The organism is Streptomyces sp. NBC_01497 (assembly GCF_036250695.1).
GTDB lineage: Bacteria > Actinomycetota > Actinomycetes > Streptomycetales > Streptomycetaceae > Streptomyces.
Genome location: NZ_CP109427.1, coordinates 3,321,232 through 3,346,151, shown reverse-complemented (window position 1 = coordinate 3,346,151; position 24,920 = coordinate 3,321,232). Strand labels below are relative to the sequence as shown.

Here is a 24,920-nt window from a genome sequence, read left to right as displayed (position 1 = left end):
TGCTTTGGAGGGGCTGATGGGGAAGATGACATCGGACGGGGCCACGGCCGAGGCCGCGGGGACATGGCTGCTCGGTGACCTCGGGGTCAACCGGATGGGGTTCGGCGCCATGCGCCTGACCGGCAGCGCCGCCTTCCACGAGGGGACGCCCGGCGACCGCGGCCGGGCGATCGACGTGCTGCGCGCGGCGGTCGGACGCGGCGTCAATCACATCGACACCGCGGCGTTCTACTTCTCGCGGCTGCGCTCCGCCAACGAACTGATCAACTCGGCGCTGGCCCCCTACCCGGACGACCTGGTCATCGTCACCAAGGTCGGTCCCGCCCGGGACGCGTCCGGCGCGTGGGCGGCCCCGGCACGGCCCGACCAGCTGCGCGGCCAGGTCGAGGAGAACCTGCGCCAGCTCGGCCGGGACCACCTCGACGTGGTCAACCTGCGCATCATGCGGCAGAAATCGATCAGCGAGCACTTCGGGGCCCTCGCCGAGCTGCGCGAGGCCGGGCTCGTCCGCCACCTCGGCATCTCCAGCGCGCGCCCGCACCATCTGGCCCAGGCCCAGGAGATCGCCCCGGTGGTCTGCGTCCAGAACCGCTACGGCATCGACGCGCGCGGCGGCGAACCGATGCTGCACGCCTGCGCGGCCCAGGGCATCGCGTTCGTCCCGTTCTTCTCCGTCGCGGGTGAGGGGCGGGAGGCGGGAGCCGTGCGCGCCGAGCACGAGGCGGTCGTCACCCTCGCCCGTACGCGTGGCGTCTCGCCGTCACAGATACGGCTGGCCTGGACCCTGCGGCAGGGCCGGCACGTGCTGGCCATCCCGGGAACGGGCAACCCGGACCACCTCACCGACAACCTCGCGGCCGGCGCGTTGCGGCTGACGGAGGAGGAGCTGAGGCTCCTCGACCCCGTCGGCCGCACGGAGAGCTGATACCTGCGGCCTGAAGGGGCGCGCGGAGGCAACCCGCACGCCCCGACGTACCGGAACGGGAGACGCGGTCCACCGCGCCCCGCCGGACCGGCCGAGGACGCGGCCCGCCGCGCCCGCTCACCGGCGGGCCGGGTACCCGGCCCGCCGCGCCCGCGTCCTCAGCCCGCCGTACGCGGGATGCTCTTCTCCCAGGTGCGGTGGAAGACGATCTCCTCGCCCTCGCGGCACACCACCTCGTTGAGCGTCATGAAGTTCTCCGCGTCGCAGGTCGTCTCCGAGCTGGTCTCCACCCGGATGTCCCAGCCCAGTTCGGGACGGTGCAGCCGCACCGTCCAGCGGGAGACGGCGCTCGCCGAGAGCGGGTCGCTCTCCTGGATGGTGTACGTGTCCAGCGCGTCCTCGGTGAACTCCAGGCCGTCCGGGTATAGGCGGGTGCCGCCGTACTTCGGGTCGACCTCCAGACGCCAGATGCCCTCGGCGACGTCACGGGTGACGAGGCGTTCGGGGCGAGGGGGCTCCAGCGTCTCGGGGAAGACGACCTCCAGCGGCTCCGACTCCTCCGCCGGCGCGAAGGCGATGGGCGCGTCGCCCGGCGTGGGGTTGCGGACCGGGAGGTCGAGGACCGAGCCCGACGGGTCGAGGACGAAGCCCGCCGACGCCGCCTGGGGCCAGATCCAGGGCCAGTACGCGGACGACACCGCCAGCCGGATGCGGTGGCCCGGCGGGAAGGTGTGGCCGATGCCGTTCAGCTCGAACTCGACGTCCTCGGTGGCGCCCTCGGGCCAGGGCACCGCCTTGTCCCGGCCCTCGCGCGCCGACAGGTTCAGCGCGCCGCGCGTCACCAGCGTGGACGAACCGTCGGGCGCCACGTCGCACAGCCGGGCGATCACCTGGCCGGCCGGGGCGTCCACCGTGAGCCGCAGCCGTACCCGGGGCCGGCCGAGGATCTCGACACCCGGCCCGCCCGTGCCGACCGCGAACTCGAACGCCGCCGACTTCGCGTCCTCGTCCCGCTGGTCCGGCGGCAGGTCGGCGTCGTTGCCGAACGGGAAGAACCGGCCGGCGTCCAGACCGGTCTGGTGCGGCGAGTCGACCAGCGCCGGCTCGCCCCGGAAGGCGTACGTCTGCGGTGTGACGTTCGGCGACGGCCAGGACGGTTCGCCGACCCAGCGCCCCGGGAGCTCCGGATAGACGGTGGCCGGCGGGTGCGACGCGCTGATCCAGGACCGCAGCAGCGGCTCGTCCATCACCCCGGTGTCCCGGCCCTTGAGGTGGAAGTCCCACCAGCGCAGCGTCTCCTGGAGGAAGCCGATCGCGGGCCCCGGGGGCAGGCCGCGGTCGGGGTACTGGTGCGACCAGGGTCCGATGATGCCCCGCACGCGCGCGGGGTCGAGGTGTTCGACGAGGCGCAGCACCGTGTCCCGGTACGGGTCGTGCCAGCCGCCCACCGCGAGCACGGCGGCGCCGATCGCGGAGTAGTCCTCACAGACACTGCCGTGCTTCCAGTAGGCGTCGCGGGTCTGGTGCGCGAGCCAGGTGTGGATGAAGGGCTCCACGGCCTCCAGCCGGTTCAGCCACAGCTCGCGCCATCGCTCGCCCGCGTACACCGGGTCCGGCGGCCGCGAGACGAACGCGAGCATCGTCGCGGCCCACGCGTGCATGTCCACGCCGAGCACGGAGCCGCCCATGTAGTGGACGTCGTTGTCGTAGCGGTCGTCGGTGGAGCAGACGGTCACGATCGCCTTCAGCGGACCGGGTGCGAGCGCCGCCAGCTGCAGGGAGTTGAAGCCGCCCCAGGAGATGCCGAACATGCCGACCCGGCCGCTGCACCACGGCTGGGCCGCCAGCCAGTCGATCACCTCGATGCCGTCGGCGAGCTCCGTCGCGTCGTACTCGTCACCGGGCACGCCCTCGCTGTTGCCGTGCCCGCGCACGTCGACCCGTACCGAGGCGTAGCCGTGCCCCGCGTACCAGGGATGTCTCTGCCAGTCGCGGGGCGCGGTCCAGTCGCTCAGCCGGTACGGCAGGTATTCGAGGAGGGCCGGTACGGGTTCGTCCGTGACGGGGCGCCAGACGCGGGCGTACAGCTTCAGTCCGCCGGGCAGCGGGATGCGGACGTCCTCGCGGGTCGTCTCGTAGGGGAAGTCCGTGCGGATGGCCGGACCGTGGGTGGGACGGATGGTGGGGGGCATACCGGTCACCTTTTCGGGCTCATCGTGCGGGGCGGGGGACGGGAGGAAGCGGGGGGCGGAGGGATCGGGCCGGGCGGGAGGCCGCCGGGGCTAGCGGGCCTTCGGGGCCGCCCGGTTTCCGCCGTGCGGGCGCGGCGGGCGCGGCGGGCGCGAGAGGGGCGGCAGGTGCGGCGGGCGCGGGGCCCGCCCGCTCCGGCCCGGCCAGGCCGGCACCGGCCCCGGCCGGGTCAGTGGACGGGGTACATGGTCCGCCTCAGCCACGGCGCCGCCGCGATCACGGCCAGGCCGGCGGCGACCGCGACCGCGCCGTTCACGCCGAAGTACGCGGGGTGCGAGACGTCGTCGTACAGCTTCACGGTCTGCGCCTGGATGCCGTTGGCCAGGGCGAGGGAGAGGAACCACAGCGCCATCGTCTGGCTGGCGAACGCCTGCGGCGCGAGCTTCGTCGACGCGGACAGGCCCGACGTCTCCAGCAGGATGTCGCCGAGGCCGAGCAGGATGTACGAGCCGACGATCCACCAGACGGCCATCTTGTAGTGGTCGGTGCTGTGGCCGGACGTCGGCAGGACGATCAGCAGGAACGACAGGCCGCCCAGGATCACCCCGAACGCGATCTTGTTGGAGGCGTGCGGCTGCCGCCTGCCCATCCGTACCCAGGTGGCCGCGACGATCGGCGCGAGACCCACCTCGAACGCGCCGAGCGCCGACGTGTACCAGCTCGCCGGGAAGTCGAAGCCGAAGATGCTCGACTCGGCGTTCGAAGCGGCGAGCAGGATCATCGTCGAATAGGCCTGGAAGAGGATGAAGTTGAACACCACGGACGCGGCGAACAGCACGATGTAGGGGCGCAGCCTGCCCCGCTCCTCGGAGGACACCCGCGGGCTCGTGAACATCACCACGAAGTACGCGACCGGCGCGATGACCGAGATGACCGTCAGCACGTCCACGAACCGGCCGAGCGTCAGCCACCCGGCCAGCGACAGGGCCGTCGCGACGACGGCGACCACCACGGCCCCGGCCACCATCCACCGCACGGCGCGCCGCATCGGCGCGGGTGCGAGAGCGAACTCGGGGGCGTTGCCGTGCCCGGCCAGGTGCTTGCGCCCCCACACGTACTGGATGATGCCGAGCGTCATGCCGAAGGCCGCCGCCGAGAACGCCCAGTGCCAGCTCGCGTGGTCGCCGAGCCAGCCCGTCACGAGCGGCCCGAGGAACGAGCCGATGTTGATGGCCATGTAGTAGAGGGCGAAGCCGGCGTCGCGCCGCTCGTCCTTCGTGCGGTAGAGCTTGCCGACCATGTACGACACGTTCGGCTTCAGCAGGCCGGTGCCGGCGCTGATCAGGCCGAGCCCGGCCCAGGTCGCCCACGCGGCCGGGATCGCCATCAGGTAGTGGCCGATGGCGATGAGGACACCGCCCCACAGGACGGAGCGGTACGAGCCGAGGATGCGGTCCGCGAGCCAGCCGCCGCCGACCGAGACCAGGTAGACGAGCGTGCCGTAGGCCGCCGAGATGGAGGCGGCCGTGCCGTCGTCCATGCCGAGGCCGCCGTGTGCGACGCTGTCGACGAAGTAGAGGACGAGAATGGCCTGCATCCCCAGGAACGAGAACCGCTCCCAGATTTCGAGACCCGACAGGGTGACCAGCCCTCTGGGCTGACCGAAGAAGGCTCGGTCGTCCCCGGGCGGAGGTTGCTCTCCGTGGTCTCCCGTGTCGGTCACCGTGTCGGACAAAATAGTCTCTCCCGCTCGTACGACTGATCACGAACATACCGCCGGTGTCGGGAAGGCGCCCACGGTGATCGAAACGCGACCGGATACGCTGACTTGAGTGATGGCAGCGACACATCGACAATCCGTGTGATCGTCAGCAGACAGGAGTACCCCTCGTGACCGTCGTCGGGCCGTTCGGGCTGAGCATGCGGGACCAGGCTCTCGAAGCCGATGTCCAGACCGGATTGGCGGCTGTCGAGGCGGGTCTGCTCGATGCCACCAAGAGCGACGTCGCCTTCATCAATGAGGCCGCGCAGCACCTGGTGCGCGCGGGCGGCAAACGGTTCAGGCCGCTGCTTGTCCTGCTGGCCGCGCAGTTCGGCGACCCGTACGCGCCGGGCGTGGTGCCCTCCGCCGTCGTCGTCGAACTCACCCATCTGGCGACGCTGTACCACGACGACGTGATGGACGAGGCGGAAGTACGCCGGGGCGTGGACAGCGCCAACGCCCGCTGGGACAACTCGGTCGCGGTCCTCACCGGCGACTTCCTCTTCTCCCGCGCCTCGCAGATCCTCGCCGAACTCGGCCCCGAGGCCGTACGCATCCAGGCCGAGGCGTTCGAGCGGCTCGTGACGGGCCAGATCCTGGAGACCGCGGGTCCGCGCGACGGCCGCGACCCGGTCGCCCACTACCTCGACGTCCTGGCGGGCAAGGCGGGCTCGCTCGTCGCCGTGTCCGGGCGCTTCGGTGCGCTGATGTCGGGTGCCGACGAACGGATCGTGGACATCCTCACCCAGTTCGGCGAGCGGCTCGGTGTCGCCTTCCAGCTCGCCGACGACGTCCTCGACATCGCCAGTGAGTCCCACGAGTCGGGCAAGACGCCCGGCACGGACCTGCGCGAGGGCATCCCCACCCTGCCCGTGCTGCTCCTGCGGGCGCGTGCCGAGAAGCTGGCCGAGCCGGACGACGTCGAGCTGGTGGAACTGCTCGCCTCCGACCTCTCCGACGACGCGCGGCACGCGGAGGCACTGCGCCGGCTGCGCGCGCACCCGGCGCTCCAGCAGGCCATGGACGAGGCGGTGCGGTACGCGACGGCGGCCCGCGAGACGCTGGTGCCGCTGCCCGAGTGCTGGGCGAAGTCCACACTGACCGAGCTGTGCGACGCGGTGGTCCACCGGGCGGGCTGAGTCCCGCAGCCCCCTCCGCCCCGGCAGCCCCCGCTGCTCCCGTCGCTCCCGCTGCTCCCGTCGCCTCCGGCACCCCGCCCGGCCGCGTGCCACCGTTCGGACCCGCCGGCCGGGCGTGCCGGTCGGAGTCCGACCCCCAAGGGGTCGCCCGGCCGATGTCATCCCGTAGGGGTACGCGAAGTTGCACCGTCGGGTTGATGCCCCCGGATGGCCGCTTTGGTCAGATTGACATACGCACTCGTGTCCCTGTCGAGTGAGAATGAATGCGGGGAAGTGGACGAGTGCACGCGGCAGCGATGACCGACATGACCGGCCGCCGATCACGGAGGTAGGGCACACATGGCAGGCAACGACAGGGCAGGGACCACCGAGGAGGGCCGGAACCGCGCCACCGGGCCCAGGAAGATGGCCCGGTACGCGCTTCCGGTGGCCGTGGCGGGGATCGCGGCGGCGACGGTCGGCCTCGTGCCGGCGCTCGCGTCGTCCGGCGACCCGGATCTTCCCAGGATCAGCGCGCACGACCTGGTGCAGAAGATCGCCGCGTCCGACACGCAGCAGCTCTCCGGGTCCGTGAAGATCACCACAGACCTGGGGCTGCCCTCGCTGGGCGGCCTCGGCGGATCGATGGCCGGCTCGGTGGCTCCGGGCGGGACCGGTGGGTCGGGCGGTTCCTCGGGGGCACCGTCCGGCTCCTCCGCGAACCCCGAGACCAGGCTCATGGAACTGGCCTCCGGTACCCACACGCTGCGGGTGGCCGCGGACGGACCGCGGAAGCAGAAGGTCTCCATCCTGGAGAACGCGGCGGAGTACAGCCTCATCCGCGACGGCAGCCAGGTGTGGGCGTACGACAGCGCCAACAACCAGGCGTTCCACACGACCGCTCCGCAGGGAGCCGGCCAGGGTTCCGGTGCCGCGACGGTGCTGCCGGGGCTGCCGAAGGGCGGCGACCTGCCGACGACACCCCGGCAGTTCACCGACGACGCCCTCAAGGCGGCGGGGTCCACGACGTCGATCAGCGTCGACGGCACCTCGCGGATCGCGGGCCGGGACGCGTACGACCTGCTGATCAAGCCCAAGCAGGCCGGTTCCACGGTCGGTTCGATCCGGGTCGCGGTCGACTCGAAGACCGGCGCGCCGCTGAAGTTCACCCTCACGCCGAGCGGCGGCGGCAAGGCCGTCGTCGACGTCGGCTACACGTCGGTCGACTTCGGCAAGCCGCCGGCCTCGACGTTCACCTTCACCCCGCCGAAGGGGACGAAGGTCACCGAGGGCAAGCAGCACGCGCTGCCGCAGCACTCGACGCCGTCCGCGCAGGAGAAGGACCAGGCCAAGGCCGCGCTCAGCAAGGTGAAGGTCACCGGCACGGGCTGGACGTCGGTCGTGGAACTGCCCGGTCCTGCGGGGGCCGCCGGTCAGGGTGCCGACAAGGGGACCACGTCCAGGGCACCTCAGGACGCCCAGGACGCCCAGGGCTTCCTGAACTCGCTGGGCGACAAGGTCACCGGGAAGTTCGGCTCGGGCATGGTGTTCCACACACGCCTGGTCAACGCCCTGATGACCGATGACGGCACCGTCTACGTCGGAGCGGTCAGCCAGCAGCAACTGATCGGCACGGCGAACGCCGCCGCCGCGAAGTAGCGCGGGGCCGCGCGGCGGCCGGGGCCGGGGCAGCCCGGTTCCGGACGCCGCCGTGCACGAGACCCCGCCCGCGACGCGGAGAGAGGCGGAGCACGGGGACGCGGACCGCGGGGACGCGGCTCGGCCCGGCTCGGCGAACGCCGCGACGCAGTGAACGCCGCCGGGGGTGGAGGCGGGCCCGGACGGGCGACACGGCCTCACCCGTCCGCCTCCCCGCCTCGCCCGCCCGCCGCCCCGCCGTACGCTCGTACGGCGGGGCGCGCCGCGTTCAGGGGAACGCCCCGCGAGCGAGCACACCGAGCTGACTGGACCGGAGGGACTGGGCATCGTGGCGAGGACCGTGGTGGCGGAAGCCGAGGGGCGCTCGCGCCCCGCACAGGAGGCGCCGCCCGTCATCGAGGCGCGCGGCCTCACCAAGCGCTACCGGGGCGGCCAGTTGGCCGTCGACAGCCTCGACCTGTCGGTGCCGGACGGCAGCGTGTTCGGCTTCCTCGGGCCCAACGGCTCGGGCAAGACCACGACGATCCGGATGCTGCTCGGCCTCGTACAGCCCACGGCGGGCTCCGCGAGCCTGCTCGGCCTGCCCATGCCGCACGCGGCGCGGACGGTGCTGCCGCAGGTGGGCGCGCTGATCGAGGGCCCCGCCCAGTACGGCTTCCTGAGCGGCCGGGACAACCTCGTACGGTACGACGCCACGGACCCGACGGCCGACCCGCGCACCCGCTCGGCGCGGGTCGACACGGCGCTCGACCGGGTCGGACTCGGCGCGGCCGCGGCCAAGAGGGCGAAGGCCTACTCCCTCGGCATGAAGCAGCGGCTCGGGATCGCCGCAGCGCTGCTGCGCCCCCGCAGGCTGCTCGTCCTGGACGAGCCGACCAACGGCCTCGACCCGCAGGGCATGCGCGAGATCAGGACGCTGGTGCGGGAGCTCGCCGCCGAGGGCACGACGGTCTTCCTCTCCTCACATCTGCTGGACGAGATCGAGCAGGTGTGTACGCATGCCGCCGTCATGACGCAGGGGCGCCTGATCGCGCAGGGGTCGGTGGCGGAGCTGTCGGCGGGTACGCGCGGCAGGCTCGCGGTCACCACGCCCGACCCGGCCGAGGCGGCCCGGGTACTGCGTGAACACGGCGTCACGGTCGTCGAGACGGGTGAGGGCCGGGTGACGGGTGAGTTGTCCGCCGACGACCACGGGACGGATCCGGCGGACCTCAACGCGGCGCTGGTGCGCGCGGGGGTGCGGGTACGGGCGTTCGGGATCGAACGCGGCACGCTGGAGGACGCCTTCGTGGCGCTGACGGGAGAGGGCTTCGATGTCGCGGGCTGAGACGACGGGCGCGGGCGCGGACACGCCCGCGCCGGGGCCGGGAGCGCCGGGCTCGGAGGCGCCGGGCGGGACGCCGGGTTCGGGAGCGCCGGATTCGGGAGCGCCGGGTTCGGGAATGCCGGGACCTTCCGGTGCACGGTCCGCGCCGAGGGTGTCCGCCGCCGAGGAGCACCGGCGCTCCGCCCTGTGGTGGACGCTCGGCTTCTTCCGCTCCGAGCTGGTGACGACCTTCCGCCGGGGGCGGACGGTCGCGCTGCTCGGCGTGCTCGCGGCGGTGCCGGTCCTCATCGGCGTGGCCGTCAAGATCCAGACGAGCGGCGGGGGCGAGGCCGGCGATCCGCACGGTGGCGGGCCCGCATTCCTCACGCAGGTCACCAACAACGGCCTGTTCCTGGTGTTCGCGGCGCTCGCCGCGACCCTGCCGGTCTTCCTGCCGATGACCGTCGGGGTGATCGCGGGGGACTCGGTCGCCGGCGAGTCCGCCGGAGGCACGCTGCGCTACCTGCTGGTCGTCCCGGCCGGCCGGACCCGGCTGCTGGTCGCCAAGTACGCCACGACACTGACGTTCACTCTGACGGCGACGGTGGTCGTCGCGGCGTTCGCGCTGGCCACCGGCGCCCTGCTGTTCCCGGTGGGCGAGGTCACCACCATCTCCGGCACGACGATCCCGTTCGGCTCGGGCCTGCTGCGCGCCCTGCTGGTGGCCCTGCTCGTGGCGGCCTCGCTGGTGGGATTCGCCGCGATCGGCCTGTTCGTCTCGACGCTGACGTCCAGCGGCATCGCGGCGATGGCCAGCACGGTGGGGCTGCTGATCACCGTGCAGATCGTCGACTCGATCCCGCAGCTCGACGCGGTCCACCCGTACCTGTTCTCGCACTACTGGCTGTCGTTCACCGACGTGCTGCGGGCGCCGATCCTGTGGAACAACGTGGTCAGCAACCTCGTGGTCCAGGCCGTGTACGCGCTGGTCTTCGGCTGCGCCGCGTGGGCCCGCTTCACCACCAAGGACGTCACGGCGTAGCGCCGGTGGGGCCGGGCCACTTCACCGGCCCGGCCGGTAGGGCGCCCCGCTCGGCCCGCAGGGCACCCCGCCGGGCCGGGAAGCACCGTCCGGGCCGGGAAGCACCGTCCCCGGCCTCATGCCCCCGGCAGGGTGTCCGCCTCGCCGCCGGACGACGCGGCGGGTGCGGGCGCCGGGGGGGAGGGCGCGACGGCGCTGGGCGCGGCCGGCGCGGGGCCCCTCCGCAGCGCCGCTGCCGCGCGCAGCCGGCCGGCGCGGGCCCGGGAGCGGTGGGCGGTGCGCAGCGCGTCCCACGTCAGCACGACCAGCGCCACCCACACCAGCGCGAAGCCGGCCCACCGCTCCGGGGGCATCGCTTCGTGGAAGTACGCGACGCCCAGCGCCAGCTGGAGCACCGGCGTCAGGTACTGGAGCAGGCCGAGCGTCGAGAGCGGTACGCGGATGGCGGACGCGCCGAACAGCACCAGCGGCACCGCCGTCACCAGGCCCGCCGAGGCGAGCCAGGCCGCGTGCCCGGCGCCGTGCGTGGTGAACGTCGAGGCGCCCGTCGCGCCCAGCCACAGCAGGAACCCGAGGGCGGGCAGGAACAGCACGGTCGTCTCCGCCGCGAGGGATTCCAGGCCGCCCAGGTTGATCTTCTTCTTGACCAGGCCGTAGGTGCCGAACGAGAAGGCCAGCACCAGCGAGATCCACGGCAGCTGTCCGTACCCGAGGGAGATGACCACGACCGCCGCGAGGCCCACGCCGACCGCGCCCCACTGGGCGGCCCGCAGCCGCTCCTTCAGCAGGACGACCCCCAGCAGGATCGTCACCAGGGGGTTGATGAAGTAGCCGAGCGACGCCTCCACCACATGACCCGAGTCCACGGCCCAGATGTAGACGCCCCAGTTGATCGTGATCGTCGTTGCGGAGAGCACCAGCAGCCCCACCCGACGCGGCTGCCTCACCAGTTCGCCGATCCACGCCCAGCGTCGCGTGAAGGCCAGGGCGATCGCCACCACCCCCAGCGACCACACCATGCGGTGGGCCAGGACCTCCATGGCACCCGCGGGTTTCAGCAGCGGCCAGTACAGCGGCACCAGCCCCCAGATCCCGTACGCGCCGAAGCCGTACAGCAACCCCGAGCGCTGCTGCTCCTTGTCCGTCTTCACCCGGCCCCCTTCCGTGTGCGGTCCGTCACCGGACGCTCGTGTTCGCGCTGGGTCGCCCGCGCCCGTACGGGACGGTAGCGGCCGGACCCGGCCTCTGTCATGCCCGTTCCGTCACACGGTCATGACACGGGATGGCGCACAGGAGCGCGGGGTAGGCTGCCGCCATGAGGATGTGCTCGATCGACTGTGCAGTGAAGTCGGGCACTCGCGCTCCCCACGGCGAGTGCGCACCGCGCGGTTGCAGCTTCCTGCGCCGCCGTGGCCGGGTGGGTTCGCCCCCGGCCCTGTCCTCCTGTTGTCGTCGCGCTCTCTGTCGCGTCTGACGATGTCTCCGCGCCACTGATCCGGCGCGGGCCCGTGCCTGGAGTGCGGGTCCCCGCGTCCTGACGCCACGCGCCTGCCTTCACCTCTCCCGCCCGCTTTACCTCGCTGACTTCTCCCTCGTTTCCGCGCGTCCGTGCGACCCGTGTGACCCTGCCGTGCCGACGCGCGCCGTTCCCGGAGGAACCGCCTTGACCACGCATGCCGTCCACGCCCCCGCCACCCCCGCCACTGTTGCCACTCCTGCGACCCCCGCCACTCCTGCAGTTTCCGGCCCCGGCGCCCCGTCCACCCCGGTCCTGCGCTCCTTCCGGACCCCCGCGGACGGGCTCAACGAGGGCCCGCGCGTGCTGCGCAGGCTGCCGGAAGGCGTGGTGAGCCCCCCGTACCGGCTGTTCGACGTCGTCCCGCAGGCCGCGACCATCGGGGCCGAGATCCGCGGGCTCGACCTCTCCCGGCCCCTCGGCGGCGCTCTGCGCGACGAGCTGAACCGCGCTCTCGTCGAGTGGAAGGTCCTCTTCTTCCGGGGGCAGCACCTCACCTCGGACGCGCAGCGCGCCTTCGCCCTCAACTGGGGCGAGCTGGAGACCAATCCGCTGCTCACCTCGGCGGGCCCCGCCGACGTCGTACGGTTCGACCGCTCCGCCGTGCGCACCTTCGAGAACGTCTGGCACACCGACGTCACCTTCCGGCAGCGGCCCGCGCTGGGCGCCGTCCTCCAGCTGCGCGAGGTGCCGCCCAGCGGCGGCGACACCCTGTGGGCCGACATGGCCGCCGCGTACGACAACCTGCCCGAGGACGTACGCGCGCGGATCGACGGGGCCCGCGCGGTGCACGACTTCCTGCCCGGGTTCCTCCGGTTCACCGAGGCGGAGCGGCTCGCCGGGTTCCAGGAGATGTTCCCGCCCGTCGAGCATCCGGTCGTGCGCCGCCACCCCGAGACCGGGCGGCCGATGCTGTTCGTGAACACGTCCTTCACCACGCACATCACCGGCCTCCCGCAGGACGAGAGCGACCGGCTGCTGCGGCTGCTCTTCCAGCAGGCCCACGTCCCCGAGTACCAGGTCAGGTGGCACTGGGAGGCCGGGGACATCGCCTTCTGGGACAACCGCGCCACCCAGCACTACGCCGTCGCCGACTACGGCACCGACCGGAGGGTCGCGGAGCGCGTGGCCATCGCGGGAGACCGGCCCGTGTGACCGGTGGGCCCGGCCACCACGGCGGGGACGCAGAAGGGGCGGGGTCCCGGCTCGCGAACGCGAACCGGGACCCCGCCCCTTCGGACCGGATGCCTCAGGTGTCCTGGGCCCGGACCGTGCCGGTCAGCCGGCCACCGTCCAGGTGTCGCTGCCCGCCAGCAGCGAGGCCAGGTCGCCCTTGCCCTTCTGCTCGACCGCCGTGTCCAGCTGATCGTTCAGCAGGGTGTCGTAGACCGGCCTGCGCACGTTGCGGAAGACGCCGATCGGCGTGTGGTGCAGCGTGTCCGGGTCGGCGAGGCGCGACAGCGCGAACGCCGTCGTCGGGGACGCGTTCGACGCGTCGTGGACGAGGATCCGCGACTCGTTCTCCGGCGTGACGTCGACGACCTCCAGGTCACCGGTGCGCTGGTCGCGCACGACGCCCTTGGCGTTGTCCGTGCCGAAGCGGATCGGCTGCCCGTCCTCCAGCCGGATGACGGCCTCCTGGGCCTGGTCCTTGTCCTTGAGGACCTCGAAGGCGCCGTCGTTGAAGATGTTGCAGTTCTGGTAGATCTCCACCAGCGCCGTACCCGGGTGGTCGGCGGCGGCGCGCAGCACGCTCGTGAGGTGCTTGCGGTCCGAGTCGACCGTGCGGGCCACGAACGACGCCTCGGCGCCGATCGCCAGGGACACCGGGTTGAACGGCGCGTCGAGCGAGCCCATCGGCGTCGACTTGGTGATCTTGCCGACCTCGGAGGTGGGCGAGTACTGGCCCTTCGTCAGGCCGTAGATCCGGTTGTTGAACAGCAGGATCTTCAGGTTGACGTTGCGGCGCAGCGCGTGGATGAGGTGGTTGCCGCCGATGGACAGCGAGTCGCCGTCACCGGTCACGACCCACACCGACAGGTCCCGGCGCGAGGTCGCGAGGCCCGTGGCGATCGCCGGGGCGCGGCCGTGGATCGAGTGCATCCCGTAGGTGTTCATGTAGTACGGGAAGCGGGAGGAGCAGCCGATGCCCGAGACGAAGACGATGTTCTCCTTCGCCAGCCCGAGGTCCGGCATGAAGCCCTGGACGGCGGCGAGGACGGCGTAGTCACCGCAGCCGGGGCACCAGCGGACTTCCTGGTCGGACTTGAAGTCCTTCATGGACTGCTTGGCTTCGGCCTTGGGGATCAGCGTCAGCAGCTCGTTGGTGCCGCCCCCGGACATTGCCTCAGACATTGATGGCCTCCTGGATGGCCGTGGCGAGCTGTTCGGCCTTGAAGGGCATGCCGTTGACCTGGTTGTACGAGTGCGCGTCGACCAGGTACTTCGCACGCAGCAGGGTCACGAGCTGGCCGAGGTTCATCTCCGGCACGACGACCTTGTCGTACCGCTTCAGGATCTCGCCGAGGTTCGCGGGGAACGGGTTCAGGTGGCGCAGGTGGGTCTGCGCGATCGGCTGACCCGCCTTGCGCAGCCGGCGGACCGCCGCCGTGATCGGGCCGTACGTGGAGCCCCAGCCGAGCACGAGGGTGCGGGCGCCGTCCGGGTCGTCGACCGTCAGGTCGGGCACCTCGATGCCGTCGATCTTCGCCGCCCGGGTGCGGACCATGAAGTCGTGGTTGGCGGGGTCGTAGGAGATGTTGCCGGTGCCGTCCTGCTTCTCGATGCCGCCGATGCGGTGTTCGAGACCGGGCGTGCCGGGCACGGCCCACGGGCGCGCCAGCGTCTCGGGGTCGCGCTTGTACGGCCAGAAGACCTCGGTGCCGTCCGCGTTCGTGTGGTTCGGCGTGGTGGCGAACTGGACCCGCAGGTCAGGCAGCTCGTGGGCCTCGGGGACACGCCACGGCTCGGAGCCGTTCGCGAGGTACCCGTCCGAGAGCAGGAGGACCGGCGTGCGGTAGGTGAGCGCGATCCGGGCGGCCTCCACGGCCGCGTCGAAGCAGTCCCCGGGGGTGGACGGCGCCACGATCGGCACCGGGGCCTCACCGTTGCGGCCGTACATCGCCTGCAGCAGGTCGGCCTGCTCGGTCTTCGTCGGCAGGCCCGTGGAAGGACCGCCGCGCTGGATGTCCACGATCAGCATCGGCAGTTCGAGGGAGACCGCGAGGCCGATCGTCTCGCTCTTGAGCGCGACACCGGGGCCGGACGTGGTGGTGACGGCCAGGGAGCCGCCGAAGGCGGCGCCGAGCGAGGCGCCGATCCCGGCGATCTCGTCCTCGGCCTGGAAGGTGCGCACGCCGAAGTTCTTGTGCTTCGACAGCTCGTGCAGGATGTCGGAGGCCGGGGTGATCGGGTACGAGCCGAGGTAGAGCGGCAGGTCCGCCTGGTGCGCGGCGGCGATCAGACCGTACGACAGCGCGAGGTTGCCCGAGATATTGCGGTACGTACCGGTCGGGAAGGCCTCCTCGGCCTTGGCGACCTCGTACGAGACGGCGAAGTCCTCGGTCGTCTCGCCGAAGTTCCAGCCGGCGCGGAAGGCGGCCACGTTCGCCTCGGCGATCTGCGGCTTCTTCGCGAACTTCGAGCGCAGGAACGACTCGGTGTTCTCCGTCGGCCGGTTGTACATCCACGACAGCAGGCCCAGGGCGAACATGTTCTTGCTGCGCTCGGCCTCCTTGCGGGACAGGCCGAACTCCTTGAGCGCCTCGATCGTCAGCGTCGTCAGCGGCACCGGGTGCACCTGGTACGCGTCGAGCGAGCCGTCCTCCAGCGGAGAGACGTCGTAGCCGACCTTCGCCATCGGGCGCTTGGTGAACTCGTCCGTGTTGACGATGATCTCCGCGCCCCGCGGCACGTCGGCGATGTTGGCCTTCAGGGCCGCCGGGTTCATCACGACCAGCACGTCCGGCGCGTCGCCCGGCGTGAGGATGTCGTGGTCCGCGAAGTGCAGCTGGAACGAGGACACACCCGGCAGGGTGCCTGCTGGGGCGCGGATCTCGGCCGGGAAGTTGGGCAGCGTCGACAGGTCGTTGCCGAAGGAGGCCGTCTCCGAGGTGAACCGGTCACCCGTCAACTGCATGCCGTCGCCCGAGTCACCCGCGAAGCGGATGATCACCCGGTCCAGACGGCGGACCTCCTTGGCGCCGGAACCCCCCGGCCCCGACTCTTCCGACCGGCCCGAGAGCGGGGCATGCTGCTCAGCGACGACGGTGTCACCCGCGTCGTTGGCCTCGTCGGCTGGGCTACTGACCTGGCTGGTCACTGAACTGGACCTCCCTGTGAGGCTGCGGCTCGGGACCGCCGGCCGCCGGCTGTCCCGGGGCAACCCTACGTCGGTAAGGGTCGCCTACCTCTGCTCGCTCGCATGGTGGACCCCGCCATGAGACACCCCGACGCGGGAAAATGCCCTGTTCTAGGCGGTTTTGCGATCGCGCGCGGCCGACGGTGGCGAGTCGTCCTTTGGGACTAGGACCACCGCCTCCCAGCAGCCCACGGACCCGCTCCGGAGCGTCACACCATGAGGCTCCCCGCTCTCACGACCTGAGATACGTCAGGACGGCGAGCACCCGGCGGTGATCCCCGTCACTCGGGGACAGGCCGAGCTTCAGGAAGATGTTGCTGACGTGCTTCTCCACCGCCCCGTCGGACACCACGAGCTGCTTCGCGATCGCCGAGTTCGTCCTGCCCTCGGCCATCAGCCCCAGCACCTCGCGCTCGCGTGGCGTCAGGCCCGCCAGCACGTCCTGCTTGCGGCTGCGGCCCAGCAACTGGGCCACCACCTCCGGGTCGAGCGCCGTCCCGCCGCCCGCCACCCGGACCACCGCGTCCACGAACTCCCTGACGTCGGCCACCCGGTCCTTGAGGAGATAGCCCACCCCGCGCGTCGACCCGGCCAGCAGCTCCGTGGCGTACTCCTCCTCCACGTACTGCGACAGGACGAGGACGCCGACCTCCGGGTGCGCCTTGCGCAGCCAGACGGCCGCCCGTACGCCCTCATCGGTGTGCGTCGGGGGCATCCTGACGTCCGCGACGACCACGTCGGGCAGGGCCCCCTGGTCGGCGAGCTCGCCGATGGTCTTCGTCAGTGCCACCGCGTCCCCGACGCCCGCGACCACGTCGTGGCCCCGGTCGGTCAGGAGCCGGGTCAGACCCTCCCTGAGCAGCACCGAATCCTCGGCGATGACCACCCGCACTCTGTCCTCCACAACCGCGACCACTGACTCGCAACCCCCCACGCCTCACGCGCGCCCGGACCTCTCGCCCCGGCGTCCCCTGGTCCCCACAGCATCCCAGTCAACGGACGCGGGCGCGGCCTTTCGGGTTGCCCGCGGGTTGCCGGGCCCTGCGGGACACCGCGTGCTCCGGGGAGTTCCGGGTTCGCCCCGGGGTTCCGGGCCGCCCGGCGGCCCGGCGGCTCCGGCCCCGGCGGCTCCGGGCGGCCCGGTGGGTCCGGGCGGTGGGGCCCCGGGCGGGTGCGGCGGCTCACTCGCGCCAGGGCAGTTCCGCCGTCACGGTCGTGGGGCCGCCCCGCGGGGAGTCGACCAGCAGGACGCCGTCCACCGCGCCGAGCCGCTCGGTCAGCCCCGCCAGGCCGCTGCCCGCCTCCGCGTCCGCGCCGCCGACACCGTCGTCGCGGACCTGGAGCAGCAGCCGGCCGTCCGACTGCCACATGTCCACCGCCGCCCGCCCGGCCCGCGCGTGCTTGCTGATGTTCTGGAGCAGCTCGGAGACGGTGAAGTACGCGATGCCCTCGATCGCCGGGGCCGGCCGGCCGGGCAGGTCGACATCGACCCGTACCGGAACCGTGCACCGCGCGGCCAGGGCCGACAGCGCCGCGTCCAGGCCGCGATCGGTCAGGACGGCGGGATGGATGCCGCGTGCGAGGTTCCGCAGCTCCTGCAGGGCCGTCTTCACCTCGCCGTGCGCCTCGTCGACCATGCGCGCGGCGGCCTGCGGATCCTCGGTCATCTTCTCCTTCGCGAGGCCGAGATCCATGGCGAGGGCGACGAGCCGGGCCTGCGCGCCGTCGTGCAGGTCGCGCTCGATGCGGCGCAGGTCCGCGGCGGCCGTGTCGACGACGACCCCGCGGTCCGTCTCCAGTTCCGAGACACGGGACTCCAGCCGCGACGGGCCGAGCAGCGCGCCCACCATCAGCCGGTCCACGGAGGTGAGGCCGCGCAGGAGGTACGGCGTCGCGAGGACCAGGACCAGGCCCAGCGCACACACGATCGCGGTCTGGAGGGGGGCGCCGAGGTCGATCGTGGTGCCCGAGGCATTCCGGAACAGGACGATTCCACCGCCGTCCCCAGCGTCGTGGTACGCCCACTGCCACAGCGGGAACGCGAGCAGCCCCCAGCCCGTCACCCAGAACGTCACGCTCACCACGAACGAGAAGCAGGCCCACGGGAACTGCACCAGCGCGTACAGCAGGTTGCGCCAGGACTCGCCGCTCCTGAGCATCGCGCCCGTCCAGGGCAGCAGGCCCTCCTTCTTCGCCCTGACCGGCTGCGAACGGCCCACGTCCAGGCCGAGCAGGGTCCGGGCGCGGGCGCGCTCCATCACGGCGAACCCCCGGGCGCTCGCCAGGGTGATCGCCAGCAGGGGCAGCCCCAGGAACGTGATCAGCATGCCCATGCCGAACAGCAGCATCGTGAGGGAGTACGCGAACAGCACGATGCCGATCGGCAGGCCGAGCAGGAGATAGCCGAACTCGCGCCACGTCCGGCCCTCGAACGGCTCGCGCAGGACAGGCGGAAGAAGGTGGCGCCGGGGCGCGGTGCCCCGGCCGGGGGTGTACTCCGTACTCATCTCGACACCTGGGTAACTGGCCATCGTGGCCGTCCGATCTGCTAGAGCCGCCGGATCAGCGGCGGGGTCCCCGGGGGAGCTCCGCCGGGTCCGTGTCCGTCCATGCGCTGGAGGTATTCGGTGCGTGTGGTGCGCGTGTGTGTCGTGTAGTGCTGGCACTGCTCTGGGCGGTGCTTGCGGTGCTTGCGGTGCTTGCGGTGCTTGCGGTGCTTGCGGTGCTGTGGTTCTGGTGGTGCGGGTACTGGTGCTGCGGGTTTCTCGCGTGCGGTGCGTGCGGGCCTGCGGTGCGTGCGGTTCGTCCCGGTGCCTGCGGGCCTGCGGTGTGGGCGGTCCCAGGGGTGCGGGCGCTGCCACGGTTCGGTCCTGGCCGGTTCGGTTCGGCTCCGGCAGGCCGGGTCAGGGCCGCTCGGGTCGGGGTCCGGGTCCGGGTCCGATCCGGACCCCGACCCGGCTGGGGTGGTCTGCCCGGCACGTTCCATGGTCGCGGGTGCGGGAGCGCCCCACCATGAGGGCGGTCACCGTCCTCACCCTCGGGTTTTCCCCACCCCGTGGGGCGGGCCGGCCCGGCGCGGCGTGTCCGTCCCGCGTCCGGCGTCCTTCCCGCGGGCCCCGCGTATCCCGAGACTCCCGCGCCCGTCACGGACGCCGCCTCTGACGGGTGTTCCCGCGGTCCCGGCCGGGCCGCCGCCCCGCCGGCGCCAGGGCAGCTCCGCCGTCACCGTCGTCGGGCCGCCGGCCGGGGAGTCGAGCACGAACAGGCCGTCCACGGCGCCCAGCCGGTCGGCGAGGCCCGCCATGCCCGTACCGCCGTCGAGGCGCGCGCCACCGACGCCGTCGTCGCGGACCTGGATCAGCAGCCTGTCCCGCGTGCGCCACACGTCCACGCTCGCCGAGCGCGCCCCGCTGTGCTTGCTGACGTTCTGCAGCAGCTCGGAGACCGTGAAGTACGCGATGCCCTCGATGGCCTCTGCCGGCCGCTCGTCGAGTTCGACCGTGACCTTCACCGGTGCCGTGCAGCGCGAGGCGACCGACGACAGCGCGGCGCTCAGGCCCCGGTCGGTGAGCACGGCGGGATGGATGCCGCGCGCGAGGTCCCGCAGCTCCTGGAGGGCGAGCTTCACCTCGCCGTGCGCCTCGTCCACCATCACCGCCGCGGCCTCCGGGTCCTCCGTCAGTTTCTCCTTCGCGAGGCCGAGACCCATGGCGAGCGCGACGAGCCGGGCCTGCGCGCCGTCGTGCAGGTCGCGCTCGATGCGGCGCAGGTCGGCGGCGGCCGTGTCGACGACGACCCCGCGGTCCGTCTCCAGCTCCGCGACGCGCGCCTCCAGCTCCTCGTCGGGCGAGAGCAGAGCGCGCACCATCGCCCGGTCCGCGTTGGCCATGCCGCGCACGATGTACGGCAGCACGGGCCACAGCACGAAGAGACCGGTCAGCGTCACGCTGAACGTGACGATGCCCCACGGCAGCCGCATGACCGTGTACAGCGCGGTCCGCCATCCCACCGGGTCCTTCAGGGAAGCCACCATCCGGCCGAAGAAGCCCGCGCCCCTGCGGTGGAACATCGGGCTCGGTTCGTCCACCCGTACGCCGAGCAGGCGCCGGGCCCGGGCACGCTCCAGTCGGCCGAACAGCCGTGTCCCCGCGAGACTCGCCACCAGCAGCGGCAGGCCGACGACCGTCACGGACAGGCCGGCGCCCACCGCGAGTGTCACCACCACGTAGACGAAGCCGACGAGCGCGGCCGGGAAGTTCACCAGCAGGTGGGCGATCTCCTTCCACGTGTGCCGGTCGTAGGCGAAACGCGCGGGCGGCGGGACATCGGGAAGGCCCGGGCCGCCACGCTCCGCGGGGTGGGCCTGGCTGCCGTGCGATGCGCCGCTCGGGCGTGGACTGGCGGTCATAACGCACAAGCCTGCCGTCCCCCGCGACGAGGCGCCATGGGGTAACCCGAAGCGTCCGGGGTGGGGCTAGCCCCACCCCGCGGGACCGTGGCACTGGGGGAGGGGCGCTTACCGGCCCTTTAACAGGGCCTAGACTTCCGCTCCGTACAGCCGGTATGTCAGGCGGTGCGTACGCCGAGGGCCGATGACGTACACCGATAGGTCCGTCCGAGCACCGGTCGTCGGCGCGCGGACGCCGGGCAGGTGCCGGACGAGGCAGCACCGGCGGGCGCCGGACGAGGCAGCACCGGCGGGCGCCGGACCGATGGACACAGCGGGTCAGGGAGCGAGGAGCGGACGTGCCGGAACCGGTCGTTCTCGCGGCGGGCTACTTCCGCGGCTACACGGTGGTGGGGCTGCTCGCCGTGATCGGCGTGCTGTTCGTCGCGGTCGCCTTCGGCGCGGGACGGCTGCTGCGGCCCGTCGTACCGACGCAGGAGAAGCTGCTCACCTACGAGTGCGGTGTCGACCCGGTCGGCGAGGGCTGGGCGCACACCCAGGTGCGGTACTACGTGTACGCGTTCCTCTACGTGATCTTCGCCGTCGATTCCGTCTTCCTCTTCCCGTGGGCGACTGTCTTCGCCGCACCCGGGTACGGCGTGACGACGCTCGTCGAAATGTTCATCTTCCTCGGCTTCCTGGCCGTGGGACTGCTCTACGCATGGAAGAAGGGCGTCCTCGAATGGACGTGACCCCGCCCCCGACGCCGCCCACCCCGCCCATGGCGCCACCGCCCGCCGCCCGCGAGCCCGAGCCGCTCCCGGAGCCCCGCCGCCTCGGCGTCCTGTCCCGCCTCGCCCCGGAACCGATGAAAGTCGTCCTGAACTGGGGCCGCCGCTACAGCCTCTGGGTCTTCAACTTCGGGCTCGCCTGCTGCGCGATCGAGTTCATCGCCGCCTCGATGGCCCGCCACGACTTCATCAGGCTCGGCGTGATCCCCTTCGCCCCCGGCCCGCGCCAGGCCGACCTGATGGTCGTGTCCGGCACCGTCACGGACAAGATGGCGCCGGCGGTGAAGCGGCTGTACGAGCAGATGCCCGAACCGAAGTACGTCATCTCCTTCGGCGCCTGCTCCAACTGCGGCGGGCCCTACTGGGACTCGTACGCGGTCACGAAGGGCGTCGACCAGATCATCCCCGTCGACGTGTACGTGCCGGGCTGCCCGCCGCGTCCCGAAGCACTGCTCCAGGGCATCCTGAAACTCCAGGAGAAGATCGCCGCCGAATCGCTGGGCGAGCGCTACGGAGCCGGACCCTCCGCCGCCCAGCTCCGCAGCGGCCTGGTCCGACCGCCGGGCGCGGAGGACCCGCGATGACCGACGCGTACGACGCCCTGCCCGGGTCGGTGGCCGACACCTTCGGTGAGGGCGCGACGGCGGAGATGTCGTACGGGCTGCTCACGGTGGACGTGCCGGCGGAGCGCTGGCTCGACGCCCTCACCGCCGCCCGCTCCGCGCTCGGCTGCGACTACTTCGACTGGCTGAGCGCCGTCGACGAGGCCGACGGCGGTTTCCGGGTCTCGGCACGTGTCTTCGCCGTGGCCGACCGCACGGTGCGGGCCCTGCTCGTACGGACGACGCTGCCGCACGACGCGGTCACGCTGCCGACGGCCGTCGGGATCTACGCGGGCGCGGCCTGGCACGAGCGTGAGACGCACGAGATGTTCGGTGTCGCCTTCGGCGGCCACCCGAACCTGACGCCACTGCTGCTCCCGGAGAACTTCGAGGGCCACCCGCTGCGCAAGGACTTCGTGCTGGCCTCTCGCGTCGTGAAGGCGTGGCCCGGCGCGAAGGACCCCGGCGAATCGGCGTCCCCGCGCCGCCGGCAGATGCTCCCACCGGGAGTTCCCGACCCGAACGAGTGGGGCCCGCACAAGGGCGAGACGCCGCGCGCGGCGGCCCGTCCCGCGCGCGGTGCCGCGCGCGGCGGCACCTCTGCCTCTGCCTCCGCGACTGGCTCTGCGGCTGCGGCTGCGGAGGAGGCTCCGCGCAGGCCGCGCCGGACGCGCAGCGCGTCCGAGGGCTCGGCCTCGCAGGGGCCCGCGTCGGCGGCTGCGCCGGCCGACGGCGGGGCGCCCACCGCACCCCGGACCCCGCGCCGTTCGCGCAGCGCCTCGGCGGGCTCGGCCTCGCAGCGTGAGGCGACGGAACGTGAGGCGACGGAACGTGAGGTGGCGGGGCCGCCGACCGGGCCCAGCCGCCCGGCAGCGGGTGGCGAGGGACCCGCGCCCGCCGGCTCCGGCGCCGACGAGACGGGGAAGCCCCCTGGCACGGGAAGCACGACGGCGGCTCCTGGCGAGCCCGGTGGTGCGGACGCTCCAGGCGCGACGGGTGCCCCCGATCGGGCCGATGTGCCCGGCGTCGCGAAGCGATCCGTGCGCCGCGACGCTCCCTGGCACCGGGAGCGCGACGAGTCAGATGCCAGCGGCAGCGAGGACGGCGAGGGCAGCGAGGCCAGCCAGGGCGGCCCAGGCGACCAGAGCGACGAGAGCGGTTCCGGCGGCGGGGACGACCTGGCCGGCACGCAGGACGAGGCAACCGGCGACCCGCACGACGCCAACGGCGGCCCGCACGACGCCAACGGCGGCCCGCACGAGGCGACCGGCGGCCCGCACGAGGCGACCGGCGGCCCGCACGAGGCGACCGGGTCGCCGGACGAGGCGACCGACGATTCGGAAGGCCGTGAGGGTTCGGGCCGTGAGGACCGGGGTCCAGGCCCGGCCGGTGGTGAGGGCGGATGAACGACGTGCTCGACGTCGCCCTCCGGCTCATCGCCGTCTTCGTCGCCTTCCTGGTCCTTCCGCTCGTGGTGGGTCAGGCCGAGCACAAGGTGATGGCCCATATGCAGGGGCGCCTCGGCCCCATGCACGCCGGTGGGTTCCACGGCTGGGCGCAACTCGTCGCCGACGGTGTGAAATTCGCGCAGAAGGAAGACATCGTCCCGGCCGACGCCGACCGCCGGATCTTCCAGCTCGCACCGGCCGTCGCGCTCCTGCCGTACCTGCTGGTGCTGGTCGTGATCCCCGTCGGCCCGGGCGAGAGTGCCGTGGGGCAGTCGATCGACGCCGGTCTCTTCTACGTCCTCGCGGTCATGGGGATCGGCGTGCTCGGTTCGCTGATGGCCGGCTGGGCCTCCGCCAACAAGTTCTCGCTGCTCGGCGGGATGCGCACCGCCGCACAGCTGCTCGCGTACGAACTGCCGATGCTGCTCGCCGCCGCGTCCGTGGCGATGGCGGCGGGAACCGTGTCGCTCTCCGGGGTGCTGGGTGCTTTCCACTGGTGGTGGGTGCCCTGGCAACTCGTCGGCGGTGTCGTGTTCTTCGTGGCGGGGCTGGCGGAACTCCAGCGGCCGCCCTTCGACATGCCGATCGCCGATTCGGAGATCATCTTCGGCGCGTACACCGAGTACACGGGGCTGCGGTTCGCGCTGTTCCTGCTCGCCGAGTACGCGGGCATCGTCGTGCTGTCCGGGCTGACCGCCGTCCTGTTCCTCGGTGGCTGGCACGGGCCGTTCGGCGCCGACGGGCTCGGCTGGGTGTGGACCCTGCTGAAGACCGCCGTGCTCGCGTTCGTCGTGATCTGGTTGCGCGTCAGTTATCCGCGGCTGCGCGAGGACCAGTTGCAGAAACTCGCGTGGACCGTCCTCATCCCGCTCGCCCTCGCCCAGATCGCCCTCACGGGTGTCGTCAAGGTCGTGATCAGCTGATGTCCCCGATCCCCGGCAGCGGGCTCGCGAAGGGCCTCGCCGTCACCCTCCGCACGATGACCCGCAAGACGGTCACCGAGCAGTACCCCGAGGCGCTGCCCGAACTGCCGCCCCGCAGCAGGGGCGTCATCGGGCTGTTCGAGGAGAACTGCACCGTGTGCATGCTGTGCGCGCGCGAGTGTCCCGACTGGTGCATCTACATCGACTCCCACAAGGAGACGATGCCGCCCGTCGCGCCGGGTGGCCGCGAGCGCAGCAGGAACGTCCTGGACCGTTTCGCCATCGACTTCGCCCTCTGCATGTACTGCGGCATCTGCATCGAGGTGTGTCCTTTCGACGCGCTGTTCTGGTCACCCGAGTTCGAGTACGCGGAGACGGACATCCGCGAACTCACCCACGAGCGGGACAAGCTCCGCGACTGGATGTGGACCGTGCCGGAGCCGCCGGCCCTGGACCCGTCGAGCGAGGAGCCCAAGGAGGTCGCCGCCGCCCGCAAGGCCGCCGAACGCCTCGCCCAGCAGGAGAGCGGCACCCACCCGGACACGCAGGACGGCACCCGACCGGGTACGCAGCCCGGCACCCGGCCGGGCACACAGGACGCCGCCCGGCCGGACACGCAGGGCGGCGCCCACCCGGACAGGCAGGACACCGTCCACCCGGGCGGCGACGGCGGCCCCGGGCAGGTCGGCCCCCCGCCGGAGGGCGACGGCGGCTCCCGGCAGGACGGCCGACGGCCGGGCGACGGCCGGAACTCCCCGCAGGACGGGCCCGAGGGGGACAGCGCGTGAACCTCATCGCCTCCTCCCTCGCGCATGTCCCGTCCCTCTCGCTCGTCCCGCTCGCCTCACCCGTCCCGCGGGGCCCGGCCGCACACGATTCGCTCGCCCATGC

The 24,920-nt window shown here is 72.4% G+C and carries 19 protein-coding genes; 11 read left to right on the top strand and 8 right to left on the bottom strand.

The annotated features are described in order from the left end of the window. Window positions 1–25 precede the first annotated feature (25 nt). Complete coding sequence (locus tag OG310_RS14270; protein WP_329460176.1) at window positions 26–925, top strand: oxidoreductase; 900 nt, start codon at window positions 26–28, stop codon at window positions 923–925. Window positions 926–1,083: 158 nt separating this feature from the next. Here OG310_RS14270 and OG310_RS14265 read toward each other — a convergent pair whose 3' ends face one another. Beyond that, the gene (locus tag OG310_RS14265; RefSeq protein ID WP_329456258.1) at window positions 1,084–3,117 is read right to left on the bottom strand and encodes a CocE/NonD family hydrolase; all 2,034 of its coding nucleotides are present in this window, start codon (window positions 3,115–3,117) and stop codon (window positions 1,084–1,086) included. Window positions 3,118–3,344: 227 nt separating this feature from the next. Further along, complete coding sequence (locus tag OG310_RS14260) at window positions 3,345–4,838, bottom strand: peptide MFS transporter (protein WP_329456257.1); 1,494 nt, start codon at window positions 4,836–4,838, stop codon at window positions 3,345–3,347. 167 nt (window positions 4,839–5,005) lie between these two features. Between OG310_RS14260 and OG310_RS14255 the strand changes: the two genes are divergently transcribed. The 4 genes from OG310_RS14255 to OG310_RS14240 all read left to right on the top strand — a co-directional run bounded on the left by OG310_RS14255 (window position 5,006) and on the right by OG310_RS14240 (window position 10,002). Next, window positions 5,006–6,016: a polyprenyl synthetase family protein gene (locus tag OG310_RS14255; RefSeq protein WP_329456256.1), complete on the top strand. Its 1,011-nt coding sequence runs from the start codon at window positions 5,006–5,008 to the stop codon at window positions 6,014–6,016. A gap of 339 nt (window positions 6,017–6,355) precedes the next feature. Continuing rightward, window positions 6,356–7,654: a LolA family protein gene (locus OG310_RS14250; RefSeq protein WP_329456255.1), complete on the top strand. Its 1,299-nt coding sequence runs from the start codon at window positions 6,356–6,358 to the stop codon at window positions 7,652–7,654. Between the two features lie 340 nt (window positions 7,655–7,994). Next, a complete protein-coding gene (locus tag OG310_RS14245; RefSeq protein WP_443078848.1) occupies window positions 7,995–8,981 on the top strand; it encodes an ATP-binding cassette domain-containing protein in 987 nt (328 codons plus the stop codon). Beyond that, window positions 8,968–10,002, top strand: coding sequence for an ABC transporter permease (locus tag OG310_RS14240; protein ID WP_443078637.1), 1,035 nt, complete (start codon window positions 8,968–8,970; stop codon window positions 10,000–10,002). Before OG310_RS14245 ends, OG310_RS14240 begins: the two co-directional genes overlap by 14 nt. A gap of 116 nt (window positions 10,003–10,118) precedes the next feature. Here the strand turns inward: OG310_RS14240 and rarD are convergent, their stop codons facing one another. Beyond that, window positions 10,119–11,153 (bottom strand): EamA family transporter RarD, encoded by a 1,035-nt coding sequence (gene rarD / locus OG310_RS14235; protein WP_329456253.1) that lies wholly within the window; start codon window positions 11,151–11,153, stop codon window positions 10,119–10,121. A 620-nt stretch (window positions 11,154–11,773) separates the two neighbouring features. Here rarD and OG310_RS14230 point away from each other — a divergent pair. Continuing rightward, entirely contained in the window at window positions 11,774–12,673 is a 900-nt protein-coding gene (locus OG310_RS14230; RefSeq protein ID WP_329460174.1) for a TauD/TfdA dioxygenase family protein, read from the top strand. A 123-nt stretch (window positions 12,674–12,796) separates the two neighbouring features. On the opposite strand, the gene OG310_RS14225 is transcribed toward OG310_RS14230, so the two are convergent. The 5 genes from OG310_RS14225 to OG310_RS14205 all read right to left on the bottom strand — a co-directional run bounded on the left by OG310_RS14225 (window position 12,797) and on the right by OG310_RS14205 (window position 20,286). Beyond that, entirely contained in the window at window positions 12,797–13,873 is a 1,077-nt protein-coding gene (locus tag OG310_RS14225; protein ID WP_329456252.1) for a 2-oxoacid:ferredoxin oxidoreductase subunit beta, read from the bottom strand. Then, window positions 13,866–15,839, bottom strand: coding sequence for a 2-oxoacid:acceptor oxidoreductase subunit alpha (locus OG310_RS14220; RefSeq protein WP_329456251.1), 1,974 nt, complete (start codon window positions 15,837–15,839; stop codon window positions 13,866–13,868). Before OG310_RS14220 ends, OG310_RS14225 begins: the two co-directional genes overlap by 8 nt. 271 nt (window positions 15,840–16,110) lie before the next feature. Beyond that, on the bottom strand, window positions 16,111–16,770 hold the full coding sequence (locus OG310_RS14215) for a response regulator transcription factor (RefSeq protein WP_329460173.1): 660 nt from the start codon (window positions 16,768–16,770) through the stop codon (window positions 16,111–16,113). A 289-nt stretch (window positions 16,771–17,059) separates the two neighbouring features. After that, entirely contained in the window at window positions 17,060–18,385 is a 1,326-nt protein-coding gene (locus OG310_RS14210; RefSeq protein ID WP_329456250.1) for a sensor histidine kinase, read from the bottom strand. Window positions 18,386–18,909: 524 nt separating this feature from the next. Further along, a complete protein-coding gene (locus tag OG310_RS14205; protein WP_329456249.1) occupies window positions 18,910–20,286 on the bottom strand; it encodes a sensor histidine kinase in 1,377 nt (458 codons plus the stop codon). Between the two features lie 338 nt (window positions 20,287–20,624). On the opposite strand from OG310_RS14205, the gene OG310_RS14200 reads away from it, so the two are divergent. Genes OG310_RS14200 through OG310_RS14180 form a run of 5 tightly spaced genes read left to right on the top strand, consistent with a single transcriptional unit; the run spans window position 20,625 to window position 24,817 of the window. Then, window positions 20,625–21,017 (top strand): NADH-quinone oxidoreductase subunit A, encoded by a 393-nt coding sequence (locus tag OG310_RS14200; RefSeq protein ID WP_329456248.1) that lies wholly within the window; start codon window positions 20,625–20,627, stop codon window positions 21,015–21,017. Further along, a complete protein-coding gene (locus OG310_RS14195) occupies window positions 21,008–21,640 on the top strand; it encodes an NADH-quinone oxidoreductase subunit B (RefSeq protein WP_443078636.1) in 633 nt (210 codons plus the stop codon). The genes OG310_RS14200 and OG310_RS14195 overlap by 10 nt, the downstream gene beginning before the upstream one ends. Then, window positions 21,637–23,064, top strand: coding sequence for an NADH-quinone oxidoreductase subunit C (locus OG310_RS14190; protein ID WP_329456247.1), 1,428 nt, complete (start codon window positions 21,637–21,639; stop codon window positions 23,062–23,064). Before OG310_RS14195 ends, OG310_RS14190 begins: the two co-directional genes overlap by 4 nt. After that, entirely contained in the window at window positions 23,061–24,029 is a 969-nt protein-coding gene (locus OG310_RS14185) for a complex I subunit 1/NuoH family protein (protein ID WP_329456245.1), read from the top strand. Before OG310_RS14190 ends, OG310_RS14185 begins: the two co-directional genes overlap by 4 nt. Then, window positions 24,029–24,817, top strand: a complete 789-nt coding sequence (locus tag OG310_RS14180; RefSeq protein WP_329456244.1) for a NuoI/complex I 23 kDa subunit family protein — start codon at window positions 24,029–24,031, stop codon at window positions 24,815–24,817. The genes OG310_RS14185 and OG310_RS14180 overlap by 1 nt, the downstream gene beginning before the upstream one ends. The last annotated feature ends 103 nt before the right edge of the window (window positions 24,818–24,920 follow it).

Coding starts and splice junctions, on each gene's coding strand:
- OG310_RS14270 (WP_329460176.1), top strand. CDS start 26: ATGACATCGGACGGGGCCACGGCCGAGGCCGCGGGGACATGGCTGCTC.
- OG310_RS14265 (WP_329456258.1), bottom strand. CDS start 3,117: ATGCCCCCCACCATCCGTCCCACCCACGGTCCGGCCATCCGCACGGAC.
- OG310_RS14250 (WP_329456255.1), top strand. CDS start 6,356: ATGGCAGGCAACGACAGGGCAGGGACCACCGAGGAGGGCCGGAACCGC.
- OG310_RS14240 (WP_443078637.1), top strand. CDS start 8,968: ATGTCGCGGGCTGAGACGACGGGCGCGGGCGCGGACACGCCCGCGCCG.
- OG310_RS14225 (WP_329456252.1), bottom strand. CDS start 13,873: ATGTCTGAGGCAATGTCCGGGGGCGGCACCAACGAGCTGCTGACGCTG.
- OG310_RS14210 (WP_329456250.1), bottom strand. CDS start 18,385: ATGAGTACGGAGTACACCCCCGGCCGGGGCACCGCGCCCCGGCGCCAC.
- OG310_RS14205 (WP_329456249.1), bottom strand. CDS start 20,286: ATGACCGCCAGTCCACGCCCGAGCGGCGCATCGCACGGCAGCCAGGCC.
- OG310_RS14195 (WP_443078636.1), top strand. CDS start 21,008: ATGGACGTGACCCCGCCCCCGACGCCGCCCACCCCGCCCATGGCGCCA.
- OG310_RS14190 (WP_329456247.1), top strand. CDS start 21,637: ATGACCGACGCGTACGACGCCCTGCCCGGGTCGGTGGCCGACACCTTC.
- OG310_RS14185 (WP_329456245.1), top strand. CDS start 23,061: ATGAACGACGTGCTCGACGTCGCCCTCCGGCTCATCGCCGTCTTCGTC.
- OG310_RS14180 (WP_329456244.1), top strand. CDS start 24,029: ATGTCCCCGATCCCCGGCAGCGGGCTCGCGAAGGGCCTCGCCGTCACC.